General features: G+C 69.2%; 21 protein-coding genes. All 21 read right to left on the bottom strand.

What is annotated here, in order from left to right; translation table 11 throughout:
* Positions 1–72: 72 nt before the first annotated feature.
* Positions 73–645, bottom strand: coding sequence for a hypothetical protein (locus ASG11_RS04105; RefSeq protein WP_055775522.1), 573 nt, complete (start codon positions 643–645; stop codon positions 73–75).
* Positions 638–946 (bottom strand): phage tail assembly chaperone, encoded by a 309-nt coding sequence (locus ASG11_RS19445; protein ID WP_082472574.1) that lies wholly within the window; start codon positions 944–946, stop codon positions 638–640. The genes ASG11_RS04105 and ASG11_RS19445 overlap by 8 nt, the downstream gene beginning before the upstream one ends.
* Positions 946–1,251 (bottom strand): gene transfer agent family protein, encoded by a 306-nt coding sequence (locus ASG11_RS04095; RefSeq protein ID WP_055775519.1) that lies wholly within the window; start codon positions 1,249–1,251, stop codon positions 946–948. Before ASG11_RS04095 ends, ASG11_RS19445 begins: the two co-directional genes overlap by 1 nt.
* 74 nt (positions 1,252–1,325) lie before the next feature.
* On the bottom strand, positions 1,326–1,733 hold the full coding sequence (locus tag ASG11_RS04090; protein ID WP_055775517.1) for a phage tail tube protein: 408 nt from the start codon (positions 1,731–1,733) through the stop codon (positions 1,326–1,328).
* Positions 1,734–1,860: 127 nt separating this feature from the next.
* Entirely contained in the window at positions 1,861–2,256 is a 396-nt protein-coding gene (locus tag ASG11_RS04085; RefSeq protein WP_055775513.1) for a DUF3168 domain-containing protein, read from the bottom strand.
* A complete protein-coding gene (locus tag ASG11_RS04080; RefSeq protein WP_055775509.1) occupies positions 2,253–2,459 on the bottom strand; it encodes a hypothetical protein in 207 nt (68 codons plus the stop codon). Before ASG11_RS04080 ends, ASG11_RS04085 begins: the two co-directional genes overlap by 4 nt.
* Positions 2,456–3,004, bottom strand: a complete 549-nt coding sequence (locus tag ASG11_RS04075) for a head-tail connector protein (RefSeq protein WP_082472573.1) — start codon at positions 3,002–3,004, stop codon at positions 2,456–2,458. Before ASG11_RS04075 ends, ASG11_RS04080 begins: the two co-directional genes overlap by 4 nt.
* A 68-nt stretch (positions 3,005–3,072) precedes the next feature.
* Positions 3,073–3,339, bottom strand: a complete 267-nt coding sequence (locus ASG11_RS04070; RefSeq protein ID WP_055780238.1) for a spike base protein, RCAP_Rcc01079 family — start codon at positions 3,337–3,339, stop codon at positions 3,073–3,075.
* A 154-nt stretch (positions 3,340–3,493) separates the two neighbouring features.
* Entirely contained in the window at positions 3,494–4,534 is a 1,041-nt protein-coding gene (locus ASG11_RS04065) for a phage major capsid protein (RefSeq protein WP_055780235.1), read from the bottom strand.
* Between the two features lie 229 nt (positions 4,535–4,763).
* Complete coding sequence (locus ASG11_RS04060) at positions 4,764–5,156, bottom strand: HK97 family phage prohead protease (RefSeq protein WP_055775504.1); 393 nt, start codon at positions 5,154–5,156, stop codon at positions 4,764–4,766.
* Complete coding sequence (locus ASG11_RS04055) at positions 5,153–5,458, bottom strand: DUF6127 family protein (RefSeq protein ID WP_055775501.1); 306 nt, start codon at positions 5,456–5,458, stop codon at positions 5,153–5,155. Before ASG11_RS04055 ends, ASG11_RS04060 begins: the two co-directional genes overlap by 4 nt.
* Positions 5,455–6,603: a phage portal protein gene (locus ASG11_RS04050; RefSeq protein WP_055775498.1), complete on the bottom strand. Its 1,149-nt coding sequence runs from the start codon at positions 6,601–6,603 to the stop codon at positions 5,455–5,457. Before ASG11_RS04050 ends, ASG11_RS04055 begins: the two co-directional genes overlap by 4 nt.
* Positions 6,604–6,739: 136 nt before the next feature.
* Entirely contained in the window at positions 6,740–6,898 is a 159-nt protein-coding gene (locus tag ASG11_RS18225; protein WP_201781268.1) for a type II toxin-antitoxin system HicA family toxin, read from the bottom strand.
* A 60-nt stretch (positions 6,899–6,958) separates the two neighbouring features.
* Positions 6,959–7,273 (bottom strand): hypothetical protein, encoded by a 315-nt coding sequence (locus ASG11_RS04045; protein WP_082472776.1) that lies wholly within the window; start codon positions 7,271–7,273, stop codon positions 6,959–6,961.
* 96 nt (positions 7,274–7,369) lie between these two features.
* Positions 7,370–8,041 carry a spermidine synthase gene (locus ASG11_RS04040; RefSeq protein ID WP_055775492.1) on the bottom strand — a complete coding sequence of 224 codons (672 nt, stop codon included), beginning with the start codon at positions 8,039–8,041 and terminating at the stop codon, positions 7,370–7,372.
* Between the two features lie 104 nt (positions 8,042–8,145).
* On the bottom strand, positions 8,146–8,691 hold the full coding sequence (locus ASG11_RS04035) for a PEPxxWA-CTERM sorting domain-containing protein (RefSeq protein ID WP_055775490.1): 546 nt from the start codon (positions 8,689–8,691) through the stop codon (positions 8,146–8,148).
* Between the two features lie 172 nt (positions 8,692–8,863).
* Positions 8,864–10,183: a DNA-packaging protein gene (locus ASG11_RS04030; RefSeq protein ID WP_055780233.1), complete on the bottom strand. Its 1,320-nt coding sequence runs from the start codon at positions 10,181–10,183 to the stop codon at positions 8,864–8,866.
* Positions 10,184–10,426: 243 nt separating this feature from the next.
* Positions 10,427–11,038 carry a hypothetical protein gene (locus ASG11_RS04025; protein WP_055775488.1) on the bottom strand — a complete coding sequence of 204 codons (612 nt, stop codon included), beginning with the start codon at positions 11,036–11,038 and terminating at the stop codon, positions 10,427–10,429.
* A gap of 285 nt (positions 11,039–11,323) precedes the next feature.
* Positions 11,324–12,013 (bottom strand): PEPxxWA-CTERM sorting domain-containing protein, encoded by a 690-nt coding sequence (locus ASG11_RS04020; protein WP_236697368.1) that lies wholly within the window; start codon positions 12,011–12,013, stop codon positions 11,324–11,326.
* A gap of 119 nt (positions 12,014–12,132) precedes the next feature.
* Positions 12,133–12,693 carry a PEPxxWA-CTERM sorting domain-containing protein gene (locus tag ASG11_RS04015; protein WP_082472572.1) on the bottom strand — a complete coding sequence of 187 codons (561 nt, stop codon included), beginning with the start codon at positions 12,691–12,693 and terminating at the stop codon, positions 12,133–12,135.
* A gap of 188 nt (positions 12,694–12,881) precedes the next feature.
* Complete coding sequence (locus ASG11_RS04010) at positions 12,882–16,208, bottom strand: PAS domain-containing protein (protein ID WP_168371691.1); 3,327 nt, start codon at positions 16,206–16,208, stop codon at positions 12,882–12,884.
* Between the last annotated feature and the right edge of the window lie 38 nt (positions 16,209–16,246).

Genomic DNA, 16,246 nt, shown 5'->3' with positions numbered 1-16,246 from the left:
GGAGAGGGTGGGGAGAGGGGCAGTGTGATCCACCCCTCGCGCAACCCTCCCAACCTCCGCGTCCCAGCCTATTCACTCCGCCAACGCCGCCCGGACCGCCCGCGCCACCTGCCGACCGGACCGCGCCAGCGCCTCCGGCGCCTCGCCCCCGCGCGCATTCACCGAGATCGACACCCGAACGTCCCGCGCGGCGCCACCACCCGAAGCCTCGACCCGCCCCGCCCCGGTCGGCACGAACAGTTCCGGCCCCCGCTCGCCGACCATATAGGCCCGTCCCGGCGACACCGGCCCGCCCGTCGCCCGCCCCGGCGCGCCGGAGATCAGCCCCGTCACCAGCGACAGCAAGCCGTCGCTGCTCCCGCCCGACCCGCCCGATCCCCGCCCGAAAATCGCGTCGAGCCCGTTATGCACCGCCGCCGCGGCGATATCGGCCATCACCGACAGGATCACCGTCCGCAGGTCCTCGAACCCGATCTTGCCCGTCCGCACCGCCCGTTGCAGCACCGCCTCGATCGCCCGTCCGGCGCGGTCCACGCCCATCTCCAGCGGCCCCTCCAGGCTGCTGCGCATCTCGCCCACGTCGCGCGCGAACGCCGCCGTATCGGCGCGCACGCTCACCACCAGCCGCTCGATTTCCTCATCCATCCGGATATGCCTCCCGCATCCACGCGATCGTCGCCGCATCCGGCGGCGGTGGTTCGCCCTCGCCCCGCAACGCCACGACCACCGCCCCCAATTCCGCCGGCGTCGCCTGCCAGAAAGCCTCCGGCGACCACCCGAGAAACGCCCCCGCAAACCCGGCGAGGCGCGCCGCACTGGCCCCAAACCCCGCCTGTCCTGAGCCTGTCGAAGGACTGCCCTTCTGCTCCACCCCTGAAGAGAAAGGCAGTGCTTCGACAGGCTCAGCACGGACGGTCTTCGCGAAACCCCGCCCCCGCAGGCCCATCACCGCCCCGCCAGGATCTGACCGAGCAGAACGCGCAGCACAGGCGTAGCCCCGGCCAGCCCGCCGGCCGCGACGCCCTCGCCGAATCCGTCGCGCGTCAACCCCTCCGGCACGTCGCGCAGACAATGCCAGAACAACGCGACCATCTCGCCCAGCCCCAGCCGCCCGGCCGCCGCCCGCTCGACCAGAGCGAACAGCGGCCCGACCTCCTGCTCCGCCGCCACCAGCGCCGCGAAGCTGGGACGCAACACCAGCATCTCGCCATGGATCCGGATCGCCGCCTCGCCCCGCACGGGATTGGCCATCTGCTCCCTCGCCCCGCTTGCGGGGAGAGGGCCGGGGAGAGGGGCCGAAGTCTCACCGAGCTCGATACCCGCCGTCACGCCGACACCACCGGCCCGGAACTCTCCAGGCTCACCGTGTACGATCGCTCGCCATTGTAATCCCCGGCATAGTCCAGCCGCGTGACCAGGAACTTGCCCGTCATCGTCTCGCCGCTCTCGAAGCTCAGCCGATAATCGTCGATCGCGCCCGACAGCGCATTGCCCTTGATCCGCAACTCCGCGGCAGACCCGGTGAACACCCCCGCGCCGCTCACCGACACCGATCGCACCCCCGCCCCCGACAGCAATTCGCGCCAGCCGAGCGAATCCTTCGACGTGATCGCCACCATCTCGCCATTGACGCTGAGCTGCGTCGTCCTCAGCCCCGCGACCGTCGCATACACCACCGGGTTCGCCCCGTTACCCACCTTCAACAAAAAGGCACTGCCCCGCTCCGCACTCATGAAATATCTCCTTTCTGAAACTCCTCTCCCATCGGGAGAGGAAGGGGCCCGGTGCCGAAGGCAACGGGAAGGTGAGGGTGACGCCAGTCATCGAAAGCGCTCCCTCCCTCTCCCGCCGGGAGAGAAATTACGCCGCCATCATCCGCACCCGATATTCCACCACCGCGCTCCACTGCCCCGGCGGCCCGCGCAGCACCCGCATCCGCACCAGCGCCACGCTCGCCACGCGCCACCCGTCGAGATCGCGAGGGCACCGCTCGATCGCCGCGCCCGCCACCTCGGCCAGCCAGCGCACGCGCACCGCCGTCGCGGCGGCGTCGCGCAGCGTCACCCCGACGCGCACCTCCCGCCCGGCATGGGTCTTCGTGCCCCAGTCGACGCTCAGCAGGTCGCCGAGTTCGGCATAGGGCGTGCTCGCCTTCACCGCCGGCCCCTCGAACACGCCGTTCAGCCCGGCCGCCAGCACCGCATCGCCGCGCAAGGCGGCCAGCACCGCCGCCTGCAACACCCCTTCCGCGCTCATCTAAGCAAACTCCCGATCCAGCGCAGCACGAGGCGCAGCCCGCGCGCCCACACCGTCACCTCGAACCCCTCGATCTCGAACCGCGCCCCCGGCACCTCCTGCCCGATCACCTCGACCACCCGCGCGCGCACCGCATCCGCCCGCGCCGCGCCGATCGCCCGCCCCCGCGCCAGGAGCCGATCGCCGAAACGGTCCGACGTCATCGCACCCGCTCCATCAGCGCGAGCCTGCGGAACGGCCGCCACAGCGCCGTCACCGCCGCCGGAACCGGCGTCGCGGACCCATCCCGCTCCGTCTGCAGATGCCCGATCAGCCGCACGATGCCCTGCGCGACCGGCGCGGGGATCCCCGCCCAGTCCGCCGCGAGTCCCGCCGTGAACGCCACCGAGACCCGCCCCGCCGCGCCCGGCTGCATCACTCGCACCCAGCCATCGCCGGACGCATCCACGTCCACCGCATAGCCGTCCACCGGCAGGTCGAACGCCGATCCTTCCGCCGGCACCCCCCGCACCGCGCCGATCGCCGACACCGGCGCCGCCGGCAGCAACGCCCAGGCCGCCGATACCGGCAGCAAGGCGACGTGCGGACGCGCGATCAGCGCGGTGCGCAGGAACGCCTCCGCCATCGCCAGCGCCGCCGCGGCCAGCGCATCGATCACCGCATCCTCGTCCGATACCGAAAGCCGCGCATACGCCTTCGCCGCCGCACGCGCGTCGACGATCACCTGCGCCGGAAAGCCAGGAGCCATATCGATTTCCTATTTCTGGAAGATCCCAGTCCGTTCGTTTCGAGCGGAGGTTGCGAGTTTCCCTAAGTCTAATACAGCGCGATCAGATCCGCCGCGCTCGTCCCCGTCGCCCGCACGAACGCCGCGCGAACCGGCAGCACGCTCCCGCCCGCCACGTTGCGAAACACCACATCCGCCCCGCCGCCCACGCCGCGCAGCGTAATGTTGCCGCCCGTCCCGACATACAAAGCCTTGGGCACATCGCTCAGCCCGTTCGTGTCATGCGGCACCACCGCCACCGCCCGCGTCGCCGGCGCCGACACCTGATCGGCGCTATTCGAAAACTGATCCGCCATTTCCATCTCCTTGCTCCCTCTCCCATCGGGAGCGGGAAGGGGCCCGCGAGGCGAAGCCGAGTGGGAAGGGTGAGGGTGATCGAGGCACCAGCGCCGCTTTCACCCTCATCCGGCGCTGCGCGCCACCTTCTCCCGGCGGGAGAAGGAAGAAACACTACGAAGCCGCGAACTTCATCACCTTGATCGCCTCGCTGTTCGAAACGCACCCGCCGATCCGCTTCGTCGCGTAGAAATTGACGAACGGCTTGTTCGAATACGGATCGCGCAGGATCACCGTCTCGCTGCGCTCCGCGATCAGATAGCCCGCCTTGAAATTGCCGAACGCGATCGACAGCGCGTTCGCCGCCACGTCCGGCATGTCCTCCGCCTCGATCACCGGATAGCCGAGCAACGTCGCCGCCTGCCCCGCGCTGAGCGACGGCGTCCACAGGAACTGCCCGTCCGCCGTCTTGAACTTGCGGATGCGCGACACGGTCGCCGCGTTCATCACGAACACCGCCCCCTGCCGGTACGGCGCGCGCAGCGCCTGGACGAGATCGATCAGCCGGTCCTGCGGATTGCTGCCGAAATCACCCGCCGCGCCCGACGGCAGATATTGCAGCGTCCCGAAGGTCCGCGTCGCATCCGTCGCCGCCGACGTCGCCGCCTGCAGGAACCCCTTGGGCTGGTTGGTCCCGCTGCCGTTCACGAAGGCCGAGCCCTCCGCCTTGGCGAACTCCATCGCGATCTCGCTCGCCAGCCACGCCTCGACGTCGAACGCCGCATCGTCGAGCATCGCCTGGCTCGCCGACGGATTGGCGAACAATTCGCCCATCGGCGGCACGATCTCGGTGAACACCGGCGTCGCGGTCTCCGCCCGCGGCCCGGTCTCCGCCGCCCAGCCCGACGGCGTACCCCCGGTCGTCACCAGCTTGCGATAGCCGGCACTGCCGACCTGCACGACATTGGCGACCGAGCGGATCGGCGAGATCGACTTCAACGTCGCCTGGATTTCCGCATCGATCTCGCGCGGCACGGCAAAGCCGCCCGCATCGCCGGTCAGGCCGGTGAACGACTTCATCTCGACGCTGGCACCGTTGCGCAGGAACCCGCCGAATGCCGCCCCGCCCGGTGCCCGAGCCCCCTCCAGCAACGGCCGCGCGCCTGCGCCGCCCAGGTTCACGCCCTTGAAACTCGCTTCCAAACTCTCGGTCATGGTCTTCTCCTTGCGCAAAAACGAAAAAAGCGCGCCGTTGCGGGCGCGCCTTGCTGAAAGTTGTTCCGGCATGCGGGTGGTGCCCGAACACCGCCTCCCCGGCGAAGGCCGGGACCCAGTCGGGAAACGGAAGTGATCGAGCGCGGCACGAAGTACCTTCGACCTGCGCGACTGGACCCCGGCCTTCGCCAAGGCCGCGCCATATCAGCGCCGCGGAGCGGTGTGGGAGCTACCCCTCCACCGCATGCACCCGCGCCAGCGCCTGCATCGGTTGCGCGACCAGGCTGATCTCCACCAGATCCACGCCCGTCAGTTCCCGCACCCACGCGCCCTGTCGCCCCTCCCGCGCCGCCACCACGCGGTAGCCGAACGACAGCCCCCGCACCGCGCCCGACGCCACCAGCCCCGCCAGCCCGAGATCCTCGATCCGCCCGATCACGCGCAGCCCGCGCTCGTCCTCGGCCAGCGTCTCGACCACCCCCACCGGGCTGCCGCGATGCTGCCACAGCAACGGCACCGGGCGCACCGCGCCACCGCCCGAGAACGCCCCCGGCCGCACCACGTCGCCGCCCCGGTCGACGCGATCGAACACCGCCGCATAGCCGGCGAAGCGCACGCTCACCGCGACACCCCGGACAGGCCCAGCTTCACCGCCAGCCCGGCCAGTGCCAGCACCAGCAGCATCTGCACCGCCCAGCCGAACAGCGCCTGCCACAGCGACTTCTTCGCCTCGCGCCACGCCGTCAGCAGGTCGCGCAGGTCGGCCATGTCCTTCGCCGCCTGCGCATCCTCCAGCCCGAGCCGGGACAGCGCCCGGCTCGCGCCCAGTTCGCCCGCTTCCTCGGCGATCGCGCGCAGCGCCACCAGATCCGCGCCGCCTTCCGCCGCCTGCGCCATCAGTTGCGCCAATACCGCCCCGCTCATGTCCCAGGCTCCTCCGCCCCGCCCCCCACCAGGCCGGCGCCGATGCCGACCATCGCCCGCTTCTCCTCCCGGCTCAGGAAATCCGCCGCGTTCACCTGCGCCCACAGCCGCTCGCGATCCTCGGCCAGCGCCGTCAGGCGATCGAGATCCACGCTCGCCTCGGCTTGCGGGAACCACCCCTTCAGGCCCTGGGTCACGCCGGCCAGGATCGATCCCGCCAGCGGCAGGATCGCCAGCCGCCACAAGGCCCGGTTCGCCTCGCGGTAATTGGCATAGGTCGCATCGCCCGGCAGGCCGAGCAGCATCGGCGGCACGCCGAACGCCATCGCGATCTCCCGCGCCGCCGTCGCGCGCATGCCGGCGAAATCCATGTCCGCCGGCGTCAGCGACAGCGCTTGCCATCTCAGCCCGCCTTCCAGCAGCATCGGTCGCCCGGCATTGGCCGCGCCGGAAAAGCCCGCCTCCATCTCCGCCTTCAGCCGCGCGAACTGCTCCGCCGACAGGCCCGCGCCGTCGCCGGCATCGTACACCAGGGCGCCCGACGGCCGCGCCGCATTGCCCAGCAATGCCGCGTTCCACTTTGCCGCCGCATTGTGCACCGCGATCGCCCCCGCCGCCGCGCCCAGGCACCCCAGCCCGGCATGATCGTCGAGCGGATGGAACGCCTTGATATGGACGATCTCGACCCGCCCGTCCGGATCCTCCGCCGCCAGCCGCACCGTCCGGTCGCCGACCTTGTAATCGTACGCGACCGGCCACCCGCCCGCGTCCGCCACCACCGACACGCGTTCGGGCCGCAACGCGAACAGGTCGACCGCCTCGCCCGCGCCGTCGCTCGACACTTGGACATATCCGTTTCCGTGCAGCAGAAGGTGCGCCGCCAGCGTCGCCAGCAATCCCTGCCCGCCCGATCGCGTCCGCAACAGCCGCTCGATCTCCGGCGAGGACACGCGCAACGGCGCCTCCCCCAACCCGTCGGCGATCAGCCGCACGGACCGCTGCGCGATGGCATTGCCCAGATACGCCGCCCGCACCTGCGCCTCGTACGACGCGGGCCATTCCCCCACCGACCGCGTCCCCCACACCCGCGACAACACCGGACGCGACTCTCCGCGGCCGGCCGATTTCCAGCCGAACAATTTCATGTCGATGCTCCTAAATAATCTTCTCCCCTCCCGCCTGCGGGAGGGGTCGGAGGGAGGACTCGCACACCCACCCGTTCGTGCTGAGCTTGTCGAAGCACATGTGCAAAACATGCCCTTCGCTCACCGAAACTCGGGATCAGTTTCTGAAAAGACCTTTCGGTAACCCGCTCTGACGGATCATCGAACTGAGCGTGCCGCGCTTGATGTCATCGGACATGCGATGCGCAGCCACGGTCACGAACTTCACGTCGCCACCCACCACGCCCACGATATTGGCGATGGCTCGTGCCGTCATGACGATGGAGTTGAAATCCGTTGGCTTCGAGGATCGCGATGAATCGTTCGAAGGTGCAGACTAAGCGGGGCATGCCACAGGAAAGCTAGCCTGTGCCTCTCTCGTCCGTCCACGGAAAACGTTGAAGGCGATCAGTCGCATCGTCATCCCAGCGCTAACCCACCAAGGTGCCCGGCGACTGAGCAGTTTCGCCCGCACATCGGGTGCTTCATCCTGCGCCGCATCGATGTAACTGCCGACCGCTTTGCTGAGCAGCGCCCTCACGTCGTCGAACGTGTCGCCCTGAACGGATATGTCCAGGTCGATGCACAGTGCTTCCCACCCCAACGGATTTCCGTGCGCGAAACACAACAGGGATGGCGGCTGGCGATCCATGGCTTTTCCTATCTCGACACCGTTAACGGGCACTTGCCGTACCGAACGAATTGCCGGTCATCGCCCGTCGATAATATCACCCAAGTCGAAACGACTTCAAGTCCGCGTCGCGAACCAGATCACGTGCCGCGGCCCCTTGCCGTTCGACCGCGCCTTCACCGCCACTTCGTCCACCGCGAAGCCGGCATCGCGCAGCCGCCGGGTGAATTTCTCGTCCGATCCCGCCGACCATACCGCCAGCACCCCGCCCGGCCGCAGCGCGTCGCGCGCCGCCGCCAGTCCGCGCGCCGAATAGAGCCGTCCGTTGCGCTCGCGCACCAGCCCGTCCGGCCCGTTGTCGACGTCGAGCAGGATCGCGTCATATGCCCCCGCCCCATTCAGGATCGGCACCGCGACGTCCTCGAACACGATCTCGACGCGGGCGTCCTCCAGGCAGTCGCCGGTCAGGTCGGCCATCGGCCCGCGCGCCCAGTCCAGGATCTTCGGCACCAGTTCCGCCACCTCGATCCGCGCGTCCGCCTCCAGCGTGGCCAGCGCCGCGCGCAGCGTGAACCCCATGCCATACCCGCCGATCAGCATGCGCAAGGCCCTACGCTTGCCGAGCCGCGCGCACGTCATCACCGCCAGCGCTTCCTCCGAACCGCTCATCCGGCTGTTCATCAGTTCGTTGCGTTCCAGCAGGATCATGTGATCCCTGCCGCGCCGGAACAGCCGCAGCGGCGGCCCGCCCGGCACTTCGGCGACATCGATCAATTCCATGGGCGTCACGTCATTCTCCCGGCGCGGTGGACGCCCCCCTTAACGCGCGGACGGCAAAAAGCCGCCAGCCTTTCGGCCAGCGGCTTCGGCGGTGTCGGGCCCTGGGCAGCCGCTCAGGCGAAGCTCACCCGGGCGGGGGTCCGGCGCGCGCGCAGCGAGCCGCCGATCAGCCCGAACCCGGCGACCATCATCGCCCAGGTCGCCGCCTCGGGCACGGGCGCGGCGGTGATCGTGCCGCTGACCAGGCTGACCACCGCCGCATTGGTGTAGAGATAGGTCGCGCCGTTCAGCACGCTGTTGGTGATCGCGGTCAGGACGAGGTCGGTATGGGTCGCCGAGAAGTTCAGCCCGAGGAACGATCCCGGCAGCAGGGTCGACCAGGTCGTCAGGCCGTAATCCCCGCTGCCCGTCGATACGCCGGTATAATAGAGGCCGCTGACCGAGGTGAAGGTGCCGACCCCGCTGACCGACAGGTTGATGTCCGAAAACTGGCTGAAGGCCGATCCGTCGGGATCGTACGAAAACGATCCGCTCAACACGGATCCGTCGCTGAACGTGCCGTTCACGACATAGGTCACGAGCGCCGCCTCGGCATCGCCGGCGGCCGTGAGCCCGCCGACCGCCACCGCCGCCGCAATCAGGTTCTTCATCGTCTTCATGCTGATGCTCCAGGATTTCTAGCGTTGCATTCCCCATCGGATGCGGCGCCGATCGCCCCGATCCCGGAAGAATGAACCCCGCTTTAACCCGCCGCGCCCACGCCCGAATTTCCATATGAATCCCATATGCAACACGCCGCAACACTTCGCGGGTCGTGCCGGAATGGCACGGTCACAGCGGTCGCACCGCCGCCTTCGCCCGGCGGCCCAGCATCAGTTCCGTCAGCGCCCAGATCAGCGCATCCGCCCGGTCCGGCGATTGCCCGCCGGCACCGACGCCCGCCCCGACATACGCGCCGCCGACCACCAGGCCGCAGAGTTCATCCTCCAGTGCGCCCAGCCCGGCGCCGACATGCCGCACCCGCCCGGTCTCGTACAACGCGGCCACCGGCTCGGCCCGCGCCACCTTGCCCCGGCTCGCATGCACCAGCGTGATCGGCAGCGCGGCATCCGCCGCCTTCAGCACGCTGCGCACCATCTCGCCGCCCTGGTTGCGCTCCGCCACCACCCGGTCGGCGTGCCACCGCTGGGCGCACGCCGCCACCGCGCGCGCCCAGCCTTCGGGCGACCCGCCCGCCACCGTCGCATCCTCCAGCACATAGCCCAGCCCGTCGCCGCCCAGCGCGACGCACACGATGCCGCACGCATCGCCGCCGACGCCCGACACCGTCCCCGCCGGCGGATCCACCGCGACCACCACCCGCACCAGAGCGTCGCGCGGCGGGGCCGCCTCGCTCCGCACGCGGCACGCCTCGATCATCGCCCGCGTCCACAACGCCCCCTCGACATCGTCGATCAGCTCGCCGTCCAGTTCCTGCCGCCCGAGCCGCGATCCGGCATAGAGATCCTCGACCGAGCTGACGAACGCGTCGGGCAGATGCGGATTGTCATAGGTCCGCCCGGTCGTCTCGGTCACGTCCTTGCCGCTCAGCACGCGGCGCATCAGCGTGACCGGCCTGGGCGTGGTCGTCACCAGCACGCGCGGGGCGTCGCCCTTGCGCAGGCCCAGCACCAGATTGTCCCACGCCGCGTCGCCGTAGCGCCACTTGGCCAGTTCGTCGCACCATGCCGCGTCATGCGCCGGCCCGCGCAATTTCTCCGGCGCGCTCGCCGCGAAGACGTAGCCGCACGCACCGGAGGGAAACCTCACCTCCCCCGCCGTCGCGGAATATTCCAGCCGCTCGTCGCTGCGCGCCACCGCCAGCAGGCCGGCCTCGCCTTCGATCATCACGCGGCGCACGTCCTCGCGCGTCGCGCCGACCAGCGCGATCCGCGCCTTCGGGCTGGCCCGCGCGATCCCGCTGACCCACTCCGCCCCCGCCCGCGTCTTGCCGAACCCGCGTCCGGCCCGGATCACCCACACCCGCCAGTCGCCGGCCGGCGCCGTCTGCCCGGCATGCGCCCAGAACAGCCAGTCGCCGTCCAGCGTGTGCTTGATCGCCCCGCTCGTGCGCCGCCACAGCACCTGCAATTCCACCCCGCTCAGCCCCATCAGTTCGGCCAGGATCCGCGCCCGCGCCGCGGCATCGGCCGCCGCCTGCGCGGCGACCGCCCGCGCGATCGCCGCCCGTTCGGCCGCCGCCTGTTCGGCCGCAGTCTGGTCCAGCACCACCTGGTCCGCCACCACCTGATCCAGCACCATCTGGTCCAGCCCCGTCTGGTCCAGCCCCACCTGGTCCAGCCCCATCTGATTCAGAACCGCCCGTTCCACCGCCCCCGTTCCGTCCATGCGCCCTCACCCTTTCTTCGCGCCCGCCGCCCGCTTCGTGCCCCGCGCCTTCACGATCGCGGCGATCTTCCGCGTCAGCGACGCCTCCACCTCGGCGATCGGCACCGGGCGATAATGCGCCGGCGCGCCGGCGCGCGGTGGTTTCCCGTCCATTGTCGCGCGGAAGCGCAGGAAGGCGAGTGCCAAGTCCGGATCGAACGGACGCCCGCGCTCCGCCCCGCACGTGGCGCATACCCCCGCCGCCTCGGCCCCCGGAGCATCCTCGTCGCGATCGCCGATCGCCCGTGCCACCAGCGACGCCTGCAGCTTCAGGCACGCCGCCTCGATCGCCGCGACCCAATCCGCCGCGAACGCCGCATCGCTCCGGCGTTGATGGTGCGCCGACTGCCCGGTCCGCCCCACCGCCTGCGCCGAGCGGGTGATGTTGCCCGTCGCCGACAGCACGTCCAGGAACACCGCTTTCTCGGTCGCGCTCCAGCGCGAGACCTTGCCCTCGCCGCCTCGCGTCACCCGCACGTGCACGCGCGCCTTGCCCGGCCGGTCGCCCGTTGCCGACCCCGCCTCGGGACCAATGCCCGCTCCGGAATCCTTGCCCTTGCCCTTGTCCTCCGCCGCCATCGCACCCCCCCAATCGCATCGCCGCATCGTCGTCGGTCGACCGCAGCCACGCCGCGATCCGGCCGCATACGAAAAGGGCCGGCGACGCCCTCCTGCGCAACCACCGTTTCGCAAGAGCCGCCCCGGCCCGACTCGCAAGTCTTCAATGTTCCTGTTTTGTACCCAATGAGCGTGACGATGTCAATCACAATAACCTATTTGGTTTTTTCTGGACCGTCCACATCGGCGCACAGCAAAAAGCCGCCGCCCTTTCGGGCGGCGGCTCGTCATGCTCGACAGAACGTTTCAGGCGAAGCGGACGGTCGTCCTGATCTTCCGACTGCGGGCCACGGCACCGATCATCCCGAAGCCCAGGATCATCATGCCCCAGGTGGCGGTTTCCGGGACCGCCGATGCGTTGAGGGTATAGTTCAGTTGGTCGATCCCGAAGAACGTGGGCGAACCGTTGAACACATTGTTCAACAGGTCGAGCCGCGCCACGTTGTTGACGCTGAGGGACCGTATCTCCCAGCCATTGCCGGCGTTCGTCGTGAACGACTGCAACAGCAGGCCGTTCGCGTCGTAGGCGTTGAACGTCGTCCGCCCCACCAGCGAGAAGTTGTTCAGGCTCAGCGACACGTTGTTCGCACCGCCGGCGAAGGTCAGGCGAAGAATGTCGTAGCGCGGCGTGACCTGAAACACCGGAACGGTGGTGAAGGGCGCGCCGTTCGGTGCATTGCCGAGGAAATTGCCGGAATAGTTCGGGCCAGCGGGGCCGGCGGCATAGCTCGTCGCGACGGGCAGCACGCTAGTGTCGTTGCCGAGGACCGCCGAAAACACAACGCCGAGCGATGCGTACTGAGTGCTGATCGGCGTCATGTCGGCCACCGGCGCACCGCCCGGCAGGACGTCGAAATTTATGGTCGTCGCACTGGCTGGCGCTGCCGCCGAGCCAAGCACCAGAACGCATGCAGTAAGACCTGGAAACGTGCGCATCATGTCTACCCTCTTGATCATCACTGCGCAGAGACTGGATTCGACGTCGTCGGCGCGGCTGGAAGTGACGTCTGAAAGGCGCGCGATGCTTCCACATCACGCGCCTTCCGGTCCACGAGTTAGGCGAACTTGACGGTCGTCTTGACCTTGCGGCTGCGCGAGGCGGCACCGATCATGCCGAAGCCGAGGATCATCATGCCCCAGGTTGCCGGTTCGGGAATGGCTGCGGTAACCTGCGTCAGGGTGAACGTCACGCCCGAGGTGTTTTGAACATCGCCACCAGCGGCGTTGCGGACATATTCCTGATACACACCGCCGAAATAATATGGGTTGAACAGGTTCGTCGTGCCGGCAACGCTGAACCCGAAACCGGCATCGGTCAGGTAGGGGGTTGCGGCATAAATATAGTTGTCGATCGCCACGCCACCGAAATCGGTGCCTGCCGGAACCAGGCCGGTGATGGCGGAGCCGTTACGCGTGCCGGTGATGCCGGTGATCGTGTAGGCTGCGCGCCCATTGACGAGCGTCGTGGTATTCGTCGTCGTGATGGTGCCGGTCGCGGTGAATGCGCCGTTGGTCGCGTTCGTGCCGGAATAGGTGAAGATAAAAGTGGCGGCTGACGCAGGAGCGGCTGCAATGAGGGCAGCAGCAAGAGCCAATGTGGAAACAGCGATACGCATAATAATGACCCCTAACTTCAAAGTAACGAATGTGAGGGAGCATGAATCGTGCCAGCGGCTTATTTCCACCGCTTTTCCTGAAAAGGCACAACAATTTGTAAGCCGTGGCGACAGGGCATCATCTACCGCGAAATTGCCGCAACGTTATAATATGTGGCTGAAGCGACCTTGGGAAACCCCCGCGCCCTCTATTCCCGCAATCCCGCGATCGCGTCCGCCAGGTCGGTCGCGCGGAACGGCTTGGCCAGTCGTGGCAGGTCGGTCGCCACGCTCTCCACCTCGGCATAGCCCGAGATGATCAGCACGCGCAGCGCCGGGAAGCGCGTCAGCGCCGCGCGGGCCACGTCGGTGCCGGCCATGCCCGGCATCATATGGTCGCTGATCAGCAGGTCGAAGCCGCGCCGCCCCAGCCAGTCGAGCGCGTCCGGCCCGGACTCCGCCTCGGTCACGTCATAGCCCAGTTCGGTCAGCATGTCGGCGGTCGCCGCGCGCACCGCCTCCTCGTCGTCGACCAGCAGCACCCGGCCCGACGCCCGGCTTCGCGGGGCTTCGGCCGCGCTGTCCACCGACGTCGCCGCGCCCGCCTCGGCGACCGGCAACAGCATCTCCACCGTCGTGCCTAGCCCGACCCGGCTGTCGATCCGCAGCCCCCCGCCCAGTTGCGAGGTCAGCCCGTGCACCATCGACAGGCCCAGGCCCGTGCCCTTGCCGATCCCCTTGGTCGAGAAGAACGGCTCGATCGCGCGCGCCAGCGTCGCCGCGTCCATGCCGCTACCGGTATCGCTCACCGCGATCCGCACATAGGCGCCGGGCGGCACGCGATCGTCGCCGGCTGCGACCCGCACCGTGTCGGCGCGCATCGTCAGCGTGCCGCCATCCGGCATCGCATCGCGCGCGTTCACCGCCAGGTTGAGCAGCGCCATCTCCAGCTGGTTCACCTCGGCGGTCGCGGCGGGCAGCGCGTCGGCCACCGCGATCTCCAGCCGGACGCGCGGGCCCGAACTGCTCGCCACCAGGTCGCGCATCGCGCCGATCACCTGCCCGACATCCACCGGCTGCGGCTGCAACGGCTGGCGCCGCGCGAACGCCAGCAGCCGCTGCACCAGCGTCTTGGCGCGTTCGGCCGATTGCAGCCCGCCCGCGACGAGGCGCTGCTCGCGCTCGCCGCCGATCCCGCGCCGCTGCAACAGGTCGAGGCTGCCGATGATCGGAGTCAGCAGATTGTTGAAATCGTGCGCCACCCCGCCGGTCAGCTGGCCCATCGCCTCCAGTTTCTGCGATTGCCTCAGCGCCTCCTCGGCCATGCGCCGCTCGGTCGTCTCGCTCGCCTCGGGCGCGATGCCGATCACCTCGCCGGCCGAATCGCGGATCGCGCGCATCACCAGGTCGAACCAGCGCCATCCGCCGACCGGCAGCTTCAGCAGCACCTCCTGCCGGAACACGTCGCCGGTCGCCGCCTGCGCCACGCCCTCGCGGATCGTGTCCGCCATGCCCGGTGTGGCGGCAAACCACGGCGTTTCCCAATAGGGTCGCCCGGCGACGTCGCGTATCGTCACGCCGGCCGCCACCAGCGAGGTCGCATTGGCATCCACCAGCCGTCCGTCGGGCGTCAGCAGCCCCTGGAAGCCGAAGCTCGTCTCGAAGATCGCGCGCAACCGCGCCTCCTTCTCGGCCAGCTCGGCAGTGCGCAGCGCCACCTGCTGTTCCAGCGTCTCGTTCGCGGCGCGCAAGGCCAGTTCGGCGCGCGCGCGTTCGGTCGCCACGCGCACGCGCTCGGCGAATTCGCGCATCAGCGACAGGTCGTCCTCGCTCCACTCGCGCGGGCGCTCGTGATTGACGAACACCAGCGCGACGAACCGGCCCTTCTCCAGCAGCGGCATGTTGACGAACGACCAGGCCTGGATGCGCTTCAGCGCGTCCGCCGTTCCGGCGGTGCGCGGATCGGTCTCGACATCGGTGATCGCCACCGTCTCGCCCGCCTTCAGCTGGTCGATATAGCTGCCATAGTCGCGGAAGTGCAGCACGCCGGCGATGCTGACGGCACCGGGCGCGGTCCAGTCGTGCGCGATCCCGATCGTCTCGGCCGCGGCGTCGATCGTGCCGTAGCCGGCGCGCGACACGCCCATCGTCCGCGCCAGGATGCGCGACGCGGCGAACGCGATCTCGCCCGGGTCGGCGATGTCGCGCAACGTGTCGCTCAGCTCGATCAACGCCGCCTGCCGCCCCTCCTCCCCCTTCCGTCGCGTGATGTCGAACGTCACGCCGGGCAGGCGCAGCGGCGTCCCGTCCTCGGCGAAGGTCGCGCGTCCCTGCGCCCCGACCCAGCGGATGCCGCCGTCCGTCTGCAACAGTCGATATTCTGACGAGAAATGGCCTTCGCCGGAGAGCGCCCGCGCGATCGTCGCCTGTACCCGCGCCTTGTCCTCGGGATGGATGCCGCCGAAGAAGTCATCGATCGGCGCGCCTGCCCGTGCCCGTTCGGGATCCACGCCGTACATCTGCGCGAAGCGCGCGTCGGCGCGCACCTCGTCCAGCACCACGTCCCAGTCCCACGATCCGATGCCCTCGCCCGCCGACAGCGCCTGCTGCAACGCCACCTCACTCCGCCGCAGCGCCTGCTCGCCGGCTACGCGCTCGCTGACGTCCGACCCTTGCAGAAAGATGCCCGTCACCTGGCCGTGCAAGTCGCGGATCGGCTGGTAGACGAAATCGACGTAGCGATCCTCGATCCGCCCCGTCGTTCGGTCGTCCACCCGGAACAGCACGCCGCTGCCGGCGAAGGGCACGCCGCTGGCATAGACTTCGTCGAGGATCGCAACGAAACCCTGCTCGGCTGCCTCGGGCAACGCCTCGGCGACGGTCATCCCCGCCACGTCGTCGCGCCCGATCAGCCGATCATAGGCCGGGTTGGTGATCGTCAGGCGATGGTTGGGTCCCTCGATCATCGCCATGAAGCCGGGCGCCTGCTCGAACATCTGCGCGATCAGATCATGCTCGGCGATCAAGTGGCGCTCGGCCAGCACGCGGCCGGTCGTCTCGATGACGATCGCGACGACCCCGACGACGCGGCCGCCCTCGTCGCGCACCGGCGAGTAATCGAGATCCAGCCAAACCTGCTCGGCCGCGCCGTTGCGGTATAATGTCAGTTCCTGGTCGGCATAGCGCAGCGTGCCGCCGCCGCCTACGACGCGCAGCACGTTGCGGTTGAAATCCGCCGCCTCGGGCCAACTTTCCACCACGCCGCGCCCCAGCATCGCCGGATGCCGTGCGCCGCCGATTTCGGCATAGGCCTGATTGTAGATCAACAGACCGTCCGTGCCCCACAACAACGTCATCGGCACCGGCGAATTGACCACCATCCCGACGGCGGTCTTCAGGACCGGCGACCAGCTCGCGATCGGGCCGATGCCCGTGGCCGACCAGTCGAAATCGCGGATCAGGTCCGCCATTTCGCCGCCGCCGGTCAGGAAGCCGGTGTCGGAAGGTCGCGCGTGGTCCAGTGGTCTGCCCCTCAAGCCTGTAGCGCGGGGTTCCATCCGGCTGCCAGGCAAAA

Origin of the sequence: Sphingomonas sp. Leaf357 (genome assembly GCF_001423845.1) — a bacterium.
GTDB lineage: Bacteria > Pseudomonadota > Alphaproteobacteria > Sphingomonadales > Sphingomonadaceae > Sphingomonas.
Note: the sequence above shows the minus strand (reverse complement) of the source record. Positions and strands in the feature narration are given on the sequence as shown.